The organism is Pseudarthrobacter leeuwenhoeki, from assembly GCF_055412885.1.
Genome location: NZ_JBVAYY010000007.1, coordinates 200416 through 214320, shown reverse-complemented (window position 1 = coordinate 214320; position 13905 = coordinate 200416). Strand labels below are relative to the sequence as shown.

The 13905-nt window shown below is 66.3% G+C and carries 14 protein-coding genes; 7 read left to right on the top strand and 7 right to left on the bottom strand.

All coding sequences use genetic code 11. The annotated features are described in order from the left end of the window. Window positions 1-42: 42 nt before the first annotated feature. Window positions 43-549 (top strand): LPXTG cell wall anchor domain-containing protein, encoded by a 507-nt coding sequence (locus tag ACZYX4_RS08365; protein ID WP_463875060.1) that lies wholly within the window; start codon window positions 43-45, stop codon window positions 547-549. 117 nt (window positions 550-666) lie between these two features. Next, window positions 667-1131, top strand: a complete 465-nt coding sequence (locus ACZYX4_RS08360) for a VanZ family protein (protein ID WP_463875059.1) — start codon at window positions 667-669, stop codon at window positions 1129-1131. Here ACZYX4_RS08360 and galU read toward each other — a convergent pair. Continuing rightward, the gene (galU, locus tag ACZYX4_RS08355) at window positions 1124-2014 is read right to left on the bottom strand and encodes a UTP--glucose-1-phosphate uridylyltransferase GalU (RefSeq protein WP_463875057.1); all 891 of its coding nucleotides are present in this window, start codon (window positions 2012-2014) and stop codon (window positions 1124-1126) included. The two genes, ACZYX4_RS08360 and galU, sit on opposite strands and share 8 nt — an antisense overlap. Window positions 2015-2345: 331 nt before the next feature. Between galU and ACZYX4_RS08350 the strand changes: the two genes are divergently transcribed. Continuing rightward, complete coding sequence (locus ACZYX4_RS08350) at window positions 2346-2954, top strand: hypothetical protein (protein ID WP_463875056.1); 609 nt, start codon at window positions 2346-2348, stop codon at window positions 2952-2954. A gap of 2 nt (window positions 2955-2956) precedes the next feature. Here the strand turns inward: ACZYX4_RS08350 and ACZYX4_RS08345 are convergent, their stop codons facing one another. From ACZYX4_RS08345 to paaA, 6 genes are read right to left on the bottom strand one after another with little or no spacing between them, the layout of a single operon-like run. Continuing rightward, window positions 2957-3739 (bottom strand): enoyl-CoA hydratase/isomerase family protein, encoded by a 783-nt coding sequence (locus tag ACZYX4_RS08345; RefSeq protein ID WP_463875055.1) that lies wholly within the window; start codon window positions 3737-3739, stop codon window positions 2957-2959. 39 nt (window positions 3740-3778) lie between these two features. Next, window positions 3779-5011 (bottom strand): 1,2-phenylacetyl-CoA epoxidase subunit PaaE, encoded by a 1233-nt coding sequence (paaE, locus tag ACZYX4_RS08340; protein ID WP_463875054.1) that lies wholly within the window; start codon window positions 5009-5011, stop codon window positions 3779-3781. A gap of 15 nt (window positions 5012-5026) precedes the next feature. Then, window positions 5027-5551 carry a 1,2-phenylacetyl-CoA epoxidase subunit PaaD gene (gene paaD / locus ACZYX4_RS08335; protein WP_463875053.1) on the bottom strand — a complete coding sequence of 175 codons (525 nt, stop codon included), beginning with the start codon at window positions 5549-5551 and terminating at the stop codon, window positions 5027-5029. Window positions 5552-5553: 2 nt separating this feature from the next. After that, window positions 5554-6462: a 1,2-phenylacetyl-CoA epoxidase subunit PaaC gene (gene paaC / locus ACZYX4_RS08330; protein ID WP_463875052.1), complete on the bottom strand. Its 909-nt coding sequence runs from the start codon at window positions 6460-6462 to the stop codon at window positions 5554-5556. Further along, window positions 6459-6764 (bottom strand): 1,2-phenylacetyl-CoA epoxidase subunit PaaB, encoded by a 306-nt coding sequence (gene paaB / locus ACZYX4_RS08325; protein ID WP_136321706.1) that lies wholly within the window; start codon window positions 6762-6764, stop codon window positions 6459-6461. The genes paaC and paaB overlap by 4 nt, the downstream gene beginning before the upstream one ends. Next, window positions 6761-7789, bottom strand: coding sequence for a 1,2-phenylacetyl-CoA epoxidase subunit PaaA (gene paaA / locus ACZYX4_RS08320; RefSeq protein ID WP_463875051.1), 1029 nt, complete (start codon window positions 7787-7789; stop codon window positions 6761-6763). The genes paaB and paaA overlap by 4 nt, the downstream gene beginning before the upstream one ends. 187 nt (window positions 7790-7976) lie before the next feature. Here paaA and ACZYX4_RS08315 point away from each other — a divergent pair, with 187 nt between their 5' ends. The 4 genes from ACZYX4_RS08315 to ACZYX4_RS08300 all read left to right on the top strand — a co-directional run bounded on the left by ACZYX4_RS08315 (window position 7977) and on the right by ACZYX4_RS08300 (window position 13904). Further along, the gene (locus ACZYX4_RS08315) at window positions 7977-8567 is read left to right on the top strand and encodes an arsenate reductase/protein-tyrosine-phosphatase family protein (RefSeq protein ID WP_463875050.1); all 591 of its coding nucleotides are present in this window, start codon (window positions 7977-7979) and stop codon (window positions 8565-8567) included. Window positions 8568-8744: 177 nt separating this feature from the next. Next, complete coding sequence (locus ACZYX4_RS08310) at window positions 8745-11903, top strand: ATP-binding protein (protein WP_463875049.1); 3159 nt, start codon at window positions 8745-8747, stop codon at window positions 11901-11903. Continuing rightward, the gene (locus tag ACZYX4_RS08305; protein ID WP_463875048.1) at window positions 11896-12279 is read left to right on the top strand and encodes a response regulator; all 384 of its coding nucleotides are present in this window, start codon (window positions 11896-11898) and stop codon (window positions 12277-12279) included. The genes ACZYX4_RS08310 and ACZYX4_RS08305 overlap by 8 nt, the downstream gene beginning before the upstream one ends. Continuing rightward, on the top strand, window positions 12276-13904 hold the full coding sequence (locus tag ACZYX4_RS08300; protein WP_463875047.1) for a response regulator: 1629 nt from the start codon (window positions 12276-12278) through the stop codon (window positions 13902-13904). Before ACZYX4_RS08305 ends, ACZYX4_RS08300 begins: the two co-directional genes overlap by 4 nt. Window position 13905: the final 1 nt, after the last annotated feature.

Here is a 13905-nt window from a genome sequence, read left to right as displayed (position 1 = left end):
ACCAATAAAGTGACAATCGTAATTACGGTCTCAGGGGGACACATGAAGAAAACACTCGCAGCAATCACACTCGCCGGCTCCATTGCACTCATCGGCGCAGTTCCGGCCATGGCCGACGACGCCACGAATTACAACGCCGCACCAGCCAACGGCTTCGTCTCCGACGGCAGCCCGGCAGCGGGCCAGATGTTCACCTTCTCGGGCGCGGGCTTTGAGCCGGGCGAGGCAGTCACCATCACGGTGGGCTCGAAAACCTTCAACACCACGGCTAACGCCGCCGGTGAGTTCTCGTTCCAGCTCAGCATCAGCGAAACGGGCACCTACACCCTGACCGCCAAGGGTGCAGCCGGCCACGTCGTCACGTCCACGGTCAAGGTTGAAGGCGCTTCACTCGCGTCCACCTCCAACGGCGCCGGCACGGCACTGGCCGACACCGGCGCAGACAGCAGCCTGCTCCTGTGGTCTCTGGTAGGCGGCGGCGCCCTCGCTGCCGGCATCACCTCCGTTGTTGTGGTTCGCCGCCGCGCGAACGCTGACGCAGCAGTCTAAGCACCAGCCAAAAGCAAAGGGTGGACGTCTCCGGGATCCCGGAGCCGTCCACCCTTTGCTTTGTCACAGTACTTGGCGAGCACACCCGTTCGGGATGAGCTGTGGTTAGGATGTTCTGTGGTTAGAGATTTTGAGGCCCGCATCAGGGCCCTGGCCACGCCCAAGGTATGGCGCAACATCCTGGCAGGCTTCCTGGCCGTCCTGGCGCTGGTTGGCTTCTGGCCGAGCCCCGTGGACCAGCCGGTGCAGGGACAGATCGCGGGATTCCTGTTTCTCATCCACGCCCTCGGTGCTCCGGCATGGCTTGGTTACAGGTTTATTGAGGCCTCCGCCAACGTCATCCTCTTTATACCCCTCGGCGTCATGGCGGCACTTGCCTTCCCGCGGAAAACCTGGTGGCAGATCGGCGCTCTGGGGCTGCTGGTCTCCAGCTTTATGGAGCTGGGCCAGCTGCTCTTTCTTTCCAGCCGCTACCCCAGCCGGCTGGACCTCGCCACTAACACCGTCGGCTGCCTCCTGGGGTTCCTCCTAGTGAGGTCCTTGGTTCGCCTCCGGAGCGGCACGGGAGCCGGGGTTAGCTGACGAAGGCCTTCATCCAGGTCTTGAGCTCCTCGCCGAACTCCACGCGCTCCGAGGCGATGGAGATGACCGCCTTCAGGTAGCTGAGCTTGTCGCCCGTGTCGTAGCGGCGGCCCTTGAAGACCACCCCATACACGCCGCCGCCCTCGCCGTCCGAGGCGGCAAGGGTCTGCAGGGCATCCGTGAGCTGGATTTCGCCGCCGCGGCCGGGCTGCGTTTCCTCCAGGACGTCGAAGACCGCCGGGTGGAGCACGTACCGGCCGATGACGGCCAGGTTCGAGGGGACCTCTGCGATTGAGGGTTTTTCCACCAGCCGGTTGACACGGACATGGCCTTCGCCGTCGACGGCTGAAATGTCCGCGCAGCCGTAGGCGCTGATCTCGGCGGGGTCCACTTCGATCAGGGCAATGACGGAGCCGCCCGTCCGGGCCTGCACCTCGATCATGGTGCTCAGGAGTTCGTCCCGCTCGTCAATCAGGTCATCGCCCAGCAGGACGGCGAAAGGCTCATCACCCACGTGCTGGCGGGCGCAGAGCACAGCGTGCCCCAGGCCTTTCGGGTCACCCTGGCGGACGTAATGCAGCGGTCCCAGGCTGGAGGCATGCTGGACGGCCTCCAGGTGGTCCACATCGCCCTTAGCCTCCAGAATGCGCTCAAGGTTCGGTTCACTGTCGAAGTGGTCTTCCAGCGCGCGCTTCTGCCGGCCGGTAATCATCAGCAAATCGGTCAGGCCTGCGCGAACTGCTTCCTCGACAACGTACTGGATGGCCGGCCGGTCGACTACCGGCAGCATTTCCTTGGGCATTGCCTTGGTGGCGGGCAGGAAACGAGTTCCCAGTCCGGCAGCAGGAATGACGGCTTTTCTAACTGCTTTCCCCAAAGTCATAAAAGAACCTTACAAGTACGCCCGGATAAACAAAATCCCCTTACTCAAAGACAAATACCCAGACGAGCTTCGTCGCATGCCTGTGCTAAATCCTTGAGAGCCTACCCGTCCCATTCATTGCTGAGGAGACACGGCGCATGGGTGGCAGCAGCCCGGCCAGCAGAACCAGCAGGGTAAGCCGGGCAAGTACCAGCCCGTACCCGGGCAGCCGCCCTATCCCCCGCGCGCAGACCAGTACAACGCGGGCCAGCCGTCCTACGACGCCCCCAACCAGGGCCCGTATGGCCAGCCGGGACCGGGACAGTTCGGCCAGGCCCCGCCCAAGGGCGGTATGCTCGTCTGGGGCTGGGTTGCCGGCGGCGTGGGTGTAGCCGCGGTCCTGGCGGTTACAGGGGTCATGGTCCTGGGAGGCCCCGGTTCGGGCAAGGGGCCCGAAGCGGCGCCGGCGCCCACCGAAAGCACCCGAAGCACGGAGTCCCCGGAGGCCAGCGACGGTGCTACCCCGGACCAGTCCCCGGCCGCAGCCTCCGGCGCCGAAAGCGTGTATCTCTTCCAGGATGCGGACTTCACCTCGCCGCCAGTCTGGTCCACCAAGATTCCCGACGGCTGGACGATGTCCGACGTCAAGCTCGGCACCGTCACGTATCGCAGCAGTGACAGCCCCTGCATCTTCACCACCCACCAGGCGATCCTGCCGCCCAGGGAAGCCACCGTTGACGAGGAAGCAACCGTTGACGAGGAAGCAACCGTTGACGAGGAAGCAACCGTTGACGAGGAAGCAACCGCGGCCACGATGCAAACCGAGATCGAGGGCGTCAAGTCCTTGGCTGGATCGCCGGTGACAGTGGTGAGTGACGCTGGTTCGTACCTGCCCGCCGAGTCAGACCGCTGGACCGAACTGAGGGACAGCGTCATCATGGTGGACGATCCGGCGGCCTGATTTCACTGGCCCTTGAACTCCGGGGTCCGTTTCTCCTGGAACGCCAGGAACCCTTCCGCGTAATCTCCGGTCCGGCAGAGGCGGGCCTGCTCGGCGTTCTCCTCTTCCATGGACTCCCAGAGGCCCAGCCGCCGGTCCCGGATGTGCGCCACAAGTTCCTTGCTGGCGGTGAACGCGCCGGTGGCGCCGGTGGCGGCCTTGGCCACGATGGCGCGGGTGTTCTCCAGCAGGTCGGCCGCGGGCATGGCCCGGCTGAACATCCCCGAGGCCACGGCGTCAGCGCCGCTCATCAGCTCAGCGGTGTAGATCAGGTCCAGGGTCCGGTGCATGCCAAGACGTTCGGTGAAGTACCAGTGCCCGCCCGAATCGAGCGTGGCCCCCAGCTTCGCGAAGGGGGAGCCGAACTTGGCGTTCTCCGCCACGTACACCACGTCCGTGGCCAGCAGCAGGCCCAGCCCCACGCCCAGGCAGGCGCCCTGGGCGGCCGCGAAGGTGGGGGCCGGGAAGGCTGACATCTTCTTCAGCAGCGGCTGCAGCAGCCCGCCCAGGTAGGCCTGGACGTCGTCGGTCTCCGGCGTCACGCCGGCGATGTCCCGCCCCGCGCAGAACGCGCGGCCTTCTCCCCGCAGCAGCAGCGCACGGACCTCACCGCGCGAGGCGGCGGCAGCGGCGTCGTCGTACGCCTGTGCTAAATCCTTCAGGGCCTGCCCGTCCAGCGAGTTGAGCTTGTGCGGGGCGTTCAGGACGATCTCGGCGATGCCGCCGGCGATGGAGAGGGAAATCATGGGGCTCCTGGGATCGGGGCGGAAAGCGGGGTCGGTACTTTAGACGTCGAAGTCGACGGTGACTTCCGGCGTGGTGGGGTGCGACTGGCAGGTGAGCACGTAGCCCTTGTCCAGTTCATCCTGTTCCAGCGCGTAGTTCTCGTCCATGGTGACGGCACCGGTGACCACCTTGGCGCGGCATGTGCCGCAGACGCCGCCGGCACACGCGAACGGCACGTCCGGGCGGACCCGCAGGGCCGCGTTCAGGATCGATTCGCGGGCGTGCGTGGGGCTGGCCACCTCACCCTGGAGGCCGTCCAGCTTGAAGGTGATCTTGTAGGTGGCCTGGGACTCGTCCACAACCACCGGGCGGCCGGCGTTGCCCTCGGGACGGTCGGGCTTGCCGGTGGTGAACAGTTCGAAGCGGACGTGGTCCGGGTTGACGCCGCGCCCGGCCAGGGTGTCCCGGCAGAGCTGGACGAGCTCGAACGGGCCGCACAGGAACCACTCGTCGACGTCGTCGGCGTGGATGGCGGTCCCGAGGAGGGCCTGCAGCTTTTCCGCGTCGATCCGGCCGCTGAGCAGTGGGGCGATCCGCTGTTCGCGGGAGAGCACGTGGTGCAGGGCCAGCCGGGCCGGGTACTTGTCCTTGAGGTCGGCGAGTTCCTCGAGGAACATCACGTCCATGGCGGCCTTGTTGGCGTAGACCAGGTCGAAGCGGGTTTCCGGGTGCGCCGCGAGCAGGGTGCGGGCAATCGCGATGACCGGGGTGATGCCGGAGCCGGCGGCGATCGCGACGAAGGAGCCGGGCTCCCCCGCGAGTTCGCTGGCCATCTCTTCCGGGTGGTTCATCGAGTTCATCAGGTTCTGCTCTTTGCCGTCCCGGCCGTGCTTGGACACGAACGCGCCCATCGGGCTCATCACGTCCATGACGTCGCCGGCCTTGAGTTCGGCGTTGGCCCAGGTGGAGAACTGCCCGCCGAGGTCCTTCTTGATGGCGACCCGGATCTCGCTGCTGCCGTCCGCGAAGCTCCGCGGTTCGGCGCAGATCGAGTAGCTGCGCCGGACTTCCTTCGGCTCGCCGTTCTCATCCGACAGGGTGGTGCGCAGGGCGACGTACTGGCCCGGGAGGTAATCGAACTGCCCGGCGAGCCCGGCGGGTACTCCGAAGGTCACCTCGATCGCATCATCGGTGAGCCGGCGGACCTCATCCACCGTGAGCTGGTGGAAGGACGCGCGGCGGCGGCCGGTGGCTGCAGCCGTTTCAGCGGCGGTCTGGCGGACAACAGTCATGGGTGCACCTGTTCCTTACAAAACTTTGAAGTAGTCGAACGGTTCCTTGCAGTCCTGGCAGACGTACAGCGCCTTGCAGGAGGTGGAACCGAAGCGGGTGAGCTCCTTGGTGTTCAGCGATGAACACTGCGGGCACTTGACGGCCAGGGACAGGCGGATCGGCCCGGCGTGCCGCACAGCGGCCGAGTGCCCGGACGGCGGCGCGATGCCGTATTCCTGCAGCTTGGCTTTGCCGGATTCCGTCATCCAGTCCGTGGTCCACGCCGGGGAGAGCACCAGCTCAACCCGGACGTGGGGGTATCCGGCAGTCTGGAACGCGGTGGTGAGGTCGTCACGGATGGCGTCCATCGCGGGGCAGCCGGAGTAGGTCGGTGTGATGGTGACCTGGACCGCGGGAACCGGGCCGCCGTCGTCGAACAACTGGACGTTCCGAAGAATGCCCAGGTCCGCGACCGTGAGGACCGGGATCTCCGGATCGCAGACCGTGGCCGCGATGTCCCAGGCCTTCTGCTCGGCCGTCTTGGTGTCCATCTCGGCCATGATTACCAGCTGGCTCCGGGGTACTCGCGGGCGAGCACCTGCATTTCGGCGAGGAGGTAGCCGAGGTGTTCGGAGTGCAGGCCCTGGCGGCCGCCGCCGGGGGCGGGCTGGACCTTGGGAACGTCCAGTTCCGCTGCGGCGAGGACCTCGCCGGTGAGGCGGTCGAAGTCGGCGCGCAGGCTGGAGGGCTCGACGGCGGCGCCGGCCGCGGCGAGGCGGGCGGTGAGTTCGTCGTCGCGGAACAGCTCGTCGACGTAGGGCCAGATGACCTTAAAGCCGTGGATCATCTTCTCGCGGGACTCATCCGTACCCTGGGCCAGGCGCAGCACCCACTGGGCGCTGTGGTCGCGGTGGTAGTCCACTTCCTTGACGGCCTTGGCGGCGATGCCGGCCAGGGTGGCGTCGGTGGATTCGGTCAGCCGGCGGTAGAGCTCGAACTGGTAGTAGCTGACGACGAACTGCCGGGCGATGGTGACGGCAAAGTCGCCGTTCGGGAGTTCGAAGATCTCCACGGAACGGAACTCGTGCTCGCGGCGGAAGTATGCGAGGTCGTCCTCGCTCCGGCCGTCGAGTCCGCCGGCGTAGCTGAGGAAGGACCGGGCGTGGCCCAGCTGGTCCAGGGCGATGTTGCCGAGGGCGATGTCTTCCTCGAGCTCCGGGGCCCGGGAGATCCAGTGGCCCAGCCGCTGCGCCAGGATCAGGGCGTCATCGCCCAGGCGCAGGGCGAACTCGGCGACGTCCTCTCCCGGCTTGGCGGTGCCGCGGCTGACGGCCTGGGCGATGTCCTCGGGGCGGAGGGCGTTGCCGGGGGTGATGCGGGTGGCGCTGGCCGTGGCCTCGCCGCTGTTGCCGGAGCCTTTGACGCCGACGGAGATCTCTCCGTGGCCGACGGTTTCAGGTGAGGTGCTCACAGGTGCTTCACGCCCTCGCTCTTGGTGTAATACGTGGCGTGCCGGTAGTCCTTGCCCTGGGGCGACTCGAAGAACGCGCCCTTGGAGTCCGGATCGCTGGAGGCGATGGCGTCAGCCGGGACAACCCAGATGGACACGCCTTCGTTGCGGCGGGTGTACAGGTCGCGTGCGTTGCGCAGGGCCATGGCGGCGTCCGGCGCGTGCAGGGAGCCGGCGTGGACGTGGGAGAGGCCGCGGCTGGAGCGGACGAAGACTTCCCAGATGGGCCAGACGTTTCCTGCGTGCGGTTCGGGGGTGGTCATGCGGCTGATTCCTTCTCTTGCTTGAGGCTCTGCTTTGCCGCGTAGGCGGCGGCGGCTTCGCGGACCCAGGTGCCGTTGTTGTGAGCTTCGCGGCGCCGTTCCAGGCGCTGGGCGTTGCAGGGGCCGCGGCCGGCGAGGACTTCGTGGAATTCATCCCAGTCCAGCGGGCCGTGCTCCCATTTCTTGGTGTCCTCGTTGAAGCGGATGTCCTTGTCCGGGAGGGTGAGCTCCAGGACCTTGACCTGCTCCATCATCATGCCGACGAAGCGGTTGCGCAGTTCGTCGTTGCTGAAGCGCTTGATGTTCCAGGCCATGGACTGCTTGGAGTTGGGCGAGTCGTCATCCGGCGGGCCGAACATCATCAGGGCCGGGGCGTACCAGCGGTTGACCGCGTCCTGGGCCATCTGCTTCTGCTCGGGCGTGCCGTGGGAGAGTTCCAGCAGGATCTCGAAGCCCTGGCGCTGGTGGAAGGATTCTTCCTTGCAGACACGGACCATGGCGCGGCCGTAGGGGCCGAAGGAGGCGCGGCAGAGCGGCACCTGGTTGGCGATGGCGGCGCCGTCGACCATCCAGCCGATGGCACCCATGTCCGCCCAGGTGCGGGCGGGGTAGTTGAAGATGGAGGAGTACTTGGCTTTGCCGTCCATCAGCGCCTGGTTCATCTCATCGCGCGGCTGGCCGAGGGTCTCTGCGGCGGAGTACAGGTACAGGCCGTGGCCGGCCTCGTCCTGGACCTTGGCCATCAGGATGGCCTTGCGCTTGAGGCTGGGGGCGCGGGAGATCCAGTTGGCTTCCGGCTGCATGCCGATGATCTCCGAGTGCGCGTGCTGGGAGACCTGGCGGAGCAGGGTCTTGCGGTATGCCGGGGGCATCCAGTCGCGGGGTTCGATCCGCGAGTCATCCGCCATGACTTTGTCGAAGTATGCCTGGCCTTCAGCGTCGCGCCGGGCCGCATCTTCGAGGCTCTGTTCGTGCCGGGCCGCTGTTGGCTCTCCGGGCACTGACTGCAGGGTCTGCGCTGCCATGGTTGCTCCTATGCATTTCCGATAAATAATTACCGACCGTTCGTTCAGGATATGCGGAAGGCGGGAGATGCGTCAAGCACCCGGGCGCTCCAGAAGGGGTGTTCACCGGTACCGGCCGCCGTCCCCATGTTAAGTTGGAGCTCCCGGTTCGCGCCGACCTGCCCCCCACCCCTGAAAGAGCCTCCCAGTGGAAACGCCCCACCCCGTTCGAATCCTGACCGTGTGCACCGGCAACATCTGCCGCTCCCCCGTTGCCGAGCGCCTGCTGCAGGCCGGCCTGGACGAGGTGCAGCCCGGCGCCTTCGTGGTGCGCAGCGCCGGAACGCGGGCCATGGTTGGCGATCCCATCCAGCCGCCCTCCGCGGACATCATCAAGAGCTACGGCGGGACGCCCGAGGATTTCGCGGCCCGGCTGCTGACCCCAAAGATCCTCAAGGAATCCGACCTGGTGCTGGCCATGACCGCCCAGCACCGCGGCGCCGTGATGCAGATGGACGCGTCCCTGCTGAAGCGGACCTTCACCATCCGTGAATTTTCCCGGATGCTGCAGGTCCTGGAGCAGCGCGACGCGCCCTCGGCCGCCGTCGACCTTCCGGCGTTCTGGCGGGGACTCCCCGCCCGGGCGGCGTCCGTGCGGCATCTGGCGCTGGCGCCGGATCCCTCCGACAACGACGTGGTGGACCCCTACCGGCGCGGGCAGGAACTGTACAACCGGATGGAGGACGAGCTGGCCCCGGCCATCCTCACGATCCTGCGGTTCGCCCGCCAGTACAGCTGAGCCATTAACCTCTCCGCCGCCCGCATCTTTTGACGGACAGCGGCTCCGGCGTGAAATGGAATCGTTCAGTACAGTTTCCAAATTGTTGCGAGCGGAGTTGCACCTATTTAACTGCAATTTTCGGGCGGTTGAAGTTAAGTGTGATTTCGCTTTCGAGATATCCGACATAATCGTTTTATGATCCGTATTCCCAGCTCGCTCCCGCGTGTCCCCACAGCATTCGTCCGCGGCGGGTTCATCGTCGTGGCTGGCGTGGCCGGCCTTGTTTCGTGGCGTTTTGCCGAAGCGGAGCGCAGGAACGTTCAGCGCGTGCTGGACGCGGCCGGGGATGGCGTCTACGGCGTCGATAAAGCCGGCCGGATCATATTCGTCAACCAAACACTTTGCGAGCTGATCGGCGCTGACCGGGCCGACGCCCTGGTGGGCCAGGATCACCACCGCGCACTGAGGCACCGCCGGCCGGTGGCGGACGCCGCTGCCGGGACCTCCGCGGGGAACAGCGAAACAGACAACCCCGACGGGTGCGCGTTGTGTGCCGCCGTCGGCCGCACGGAACCGGCGGATGGTCACATCTCCCTTGGGGGCCTCGACCAGGAGCCGCTGCCCGTCGAGTTCATCGCCCGTCCCATCACAGGGTCCGGGAGATACCAGGGCACCGTGATCACTATCCATGACCTGCGGGAACGCCGTGCCCTCGACGCTCAGCACCGCCGTGCACAGACGGAACGCGACCGGCTGATCTCCGTCGTGGAGGCCAGCCCCGACCTGGTTGTCGTGGGCAGGTCCGATGGCCAGGTGCAGTGGATGAACTCCAGCGGCCGCAGCATGCTCGGCATCGCCGAGGAGGAGGACATCCGCGCATACACCATCCAGGACATGTTCTCATCCGAAGAGCTGGAACGGATCCAGGAGGTGGACATGCCGGCTCTCGTCAGGGCCGGCCGGTGGCGGGGGAACCGGTCCCTGCTGTCCGGTTCCGGGGAATCGATTCCCGTGGATGTCGCGTCCCATCTGCACCGCGACGACAATTTCCCGGAGGGCTACTACGTGACGGAAGTGATGCGGGACCTCCGGCCGCAGCTTGAACAGGAGCGCAGCCTGCGGCTCAGCGAGAACCGCCTTTCCAACGCCGAGACAATCGCCCGGCTGGGGAGTTGGGAATGGGATTTCGCGACGGATTCCGTCAAATGGTCGCGTGGGCTCTACCAGCTGTACGGTATGGAGCCGGGCAGCAGTGACGAGTCCCCGGACACCTGGCTCGCGACGCTGCATCCGGAAGATCATGAACGCGTCACGGAGATTTGCGCGCGGGTGGCCGAGGGAGACGGCACCCTCGATATCGTGTGCCGTTCCAGCCGCACTGACGGTACCCAGATGGTCGTCCACAGCCGGGGCGAGATCGTCGATGAACCCGGCGCTCCGCGCGTCATGGTGGGCACCCTGCTGGACATCACAGAGCAGCATGCCGCATTCGCGGCGGTTCAGCGGAGTGAGGAACTGACCCGGCGGATCCTGGAGTCCGCAGGCGAGGCCTACCTGCAGTTCAGCGCGGCGGGACTGGTCACCGAATGGAACGGCCAGGCCGAAAAAACGTTCGGGTGGTCCCGGGCTGAGGCGATAGGCCAGCCCCTGATTTCGCTGGTCCTGGGGGCAGGGGAACAGGAATCCTTTGGGCGGCTGCTCGGCCTGGCCAGTGGGTCCGACGAAGCGGGGAAGCCTACAGAGCATTTTGAACATCCGCTGCTTCACCGCTCGGGCCATGGGTTTCCCGCTGAAGTAACCGCCTGGACCACCGCCGACGGCGAGAAACGCGTGTTCAGCTGCACGATCCGCGATATCAGCGAACGGCACGCCGCGGAGCGGGTTAAGAACGAGTTCATCTCGGTGGTGGGCCATGAACTGCGGACTCCCCTGACTTCCATCCACGGGGCATTGGGCCTGCTGCGGGCTGGTCTCCTGGGCGAACTGAACCCCCGAGGAAAGCAGATGGTGGATATCGCTGCCCACAACACAGACCGTTTGGTCCGGCTGATCAATGACATCCTGGATATCGAGCGGCTAAATTCCGGCAACGTGGCCCTGGAGCTGCAGGCAACCGATGTCGCCGTCCTGGCTGAGCGGTCCATGGAGGTGATGCGGTCCATGGCCGACGGCGCCGGGGTACACCTGACGCTCGACGCCCGGCCCGCCGTCCACCTGGTCGACCCGGATCGCATCGAACAGACCATAACCAACCTCCTCAGCAACGCCATCAAGTTCTCGCCCGCCGGCGCGGAGGTCCGGCTGGTGGTCCGTCTGGAGGCGGGCGGGGTGACCATTCAAGTCCGCGACCAGGGCCGTGGTATTCCTGCTGCAGACCTGGAACGGATTTTCGACCGTTTCCAGCAGGTGGATGGCTCCGATGCCCGGGAGAAGGGCGGAACGGGCCTGGGCCTGGCCATTTGCCGCACCATCGCGGAACAGCACGGCGGCCGGATCTGGGCCGAAAGCAGCCTTGGCGGCGGTGCGACGCTCACCATGACGCTGCCGGACGCCTGCGCCGCGGGCCTGGAGGTGAGGGCAGACGCGCCCAGCGGACCGAAGATCGTGGTCTTCAGCGAGGACGCCTCGGTACGGGCCCGCATCATGGAGATGCTGCTGCCGCACGGGTATGAACCGATCGAGGTGACTGCCGGCTCGCTGCTCCTCGACGCGTGCCTCCAGCACGGTCCCTCCGTCATCTTGCTCGAACAAAGGACCCCCAAGGTGGCCACCTGGGAGGCTGTCGTCGGTCTGCGCGACCATCCCGCGACCCGGGAAATCCCGGTGGTCTTCCTGAGCTTCGACGGTGACAAGATTTTGGCTGAATCTGAAAGTCTCTCTTGTGTTGACGAGCCGTTGGACATGGCTGGGCTGTTGGCCGCCGTCGGCGAGGCCATCGGTAAGCGGGGTAAGGGACCGAAAGTGCTGCTCGTGGAGGATGACGAGGGCTTGGCCGCCGTCCTGACGGAGGGATTCCGCCAGCTTGGCATCGAGGTCCACAACGCGCCCACCGCCCGGCAGGCACTGGCATTGTGCGCCCATATCGTCCCTGACCTGATGGTGCTTGACCTTCAGCTGCCGGACCAGGATGGTTTCGCTGTGGTGGCGCAGCTGCGCCGGGACGCGCGGCTGCGCAGTGTGCCGTTGGCCGTTTACAGCGCCCGTGACCTCAGCGAGACCGACCGGAAGCGGCTGCGTCTCGGGAAAACCGGGTTCTTTACCAAGGGACGGGTTAACCCGGATGAGTTCGAACGAATCGTGGTGGACCTGCTCGGCCATCTGACCGATAACGCAAAGGTAGTGACCCATGGATAATCCCCGGCGCATCCTGTTAGTTGACGACGACCAGGGCATCCGGGAGGTTGCCCGCACCGTGCTCGAAATGGTGGGCGGATACGACGTCGAAACGGCCGCCTCCGGGCCGGAAGGCCTCGAGAAGGCGCGCACCAGTCCGCCGGATGCAATCGTGTTGGACGTTATGATGCCCGGGCTGGACGGGCCGGCCACCTTTGCCCTGTTGCAGGAACACCCGGAAACGCGCGACGTGCCGGTCATCCTCCTGACTGCAAAGACGCAGCCGGCCGACCGCAGCCGGTTTGCCGCCATTGGAGTAGCCGGCATGCTCCCGAAACCTTTCGACCCCATGACGCTGTGTGACCAGATCAGGGCCATCCTGGGCTGGGAGCCATGACCGGCGCGCAGACAAGCGTCAGGATTGACCCGACGTCGGTGATCAGGGCCATTTGGAACAACAACCGCGATGAAGTGATGGGGCGCGTGGCTGTGCTCGAGGACGCGGTGGCGGGCATCATTGAAGGACGGCTGTCCCCGGAGGATCGCGTTGCCGCCGAAGGTGAGGCCCACAGGCTCGCCGGTGCCGCGGGCACCTTCGGCTTCGGGCGGGCCTCCGAGGCGGCCCGCACGCTGGAGGGGATCCTGGCGGGAACGTCCCCTATTCCACTTGACCGGACACTTGTAGCGGCCGACGAAGTGGTGGCGCTCCGGCGAGACCTCAGCCGAGACCCGGCAGCTGCTGCGGAAGCCGCTGTGGACCACTCCTTGAAGCCGGTGCCGGCAATCCCGGCGGGCCAGTCTGCAGCTGTCACCACCGCCGGTCCCCTCGTGGCCATCGCGGTGACTGGCCGTGGGCGCCGGAAACAGTTGGCCGCGGCTGCCATCGACCGCGGTTTCCAATCCCTGACGATCGGTGCACACGGCTGGCTACCGCAGGAGGGGCCACAGCCCGACGCCGCGCTGATCGACCTTAGGGAGGGCGACGGCAGCCTTGACCTCATAGCGCGCCTGGCCGCGCTGGATCCTCCCGTTCCCACGCTGGCCCTGACGCCGTCCGACGCACCCTGCGACCGGGTCTCGGCGGCGCGCGCGGGAGCCCTCGGATTCCTCAGCGCTGAGGCGTCCCCCGAGGAACTTTTCAGCGCGGTGCAGGGCCTGCTTGCACCCCCCGAATCACCCGGAAGCACAGTGCTGATCCTCGACCACGTGCCGGCGGGCGTGCCCTCGGTTCGGGCCGCCCTGCAGAACGCGGGGCTGGGCGTGGTGGGGCTGGCGGACCCGGCGCATTTTTGGGAGGTGTTGGAGGAGAAGCAACCGGACCTTGTGATCCTTGAATCGGGTTTGCCCGGGGCTGGCGGAGCCGAACTATGCCGGGTACTCCGCAGCGACGCCAGATGGGCAAACCTGCCTGTGCTCCTGTTGACGGCATACGACGATGCGGCCACTGTGGCCGCACTCTACAACGCCGGCGCGGACGACGTTATGGCCAGGCCATTCGTCGGCACCGACCTGGCGGGCCGTGTCCTGAACCGGCTGAAACGCACACGGGTGCTCCGCGCCGAAGTGCTGACTGACCGTACCGCGGATGCGCTTGCTGCTGGCCGGACCGTCACGCCCACGGCCAAAACTGTCGCCGCCGAATACGATGTGGATGTTGTCGTTGTTGAAGACGATCCGCTGCTCGCGGAGCTGCTCCGGCATGCCTTGACCACGCGCGGCTACCGGTTTCGGCACTTCACCGACGGGCAGGCTGCAGCGGGCGAGCTGACGGGCAGCCCGCCGGCGCTGCGGCCGCGCGTCGTCCTGCTCGACGTCGATCTGCCCGCCCTCAACGGGTTCGGTGTGCTGCGGCAGATGGCGATCGCGGGCAACCTTGCTGCCACGCGCGTGATTATGCTGACCGCGCACTCCGGCGAGGCGGAGATCGTTAATGCCTTGGAACTGGGCGCATTCGACCACGTCGCCAAACCGTTCAGCGTGCCTGTGCTGATGCAGCGCGTGCGCCGGGCACTGGGAGAGTGAC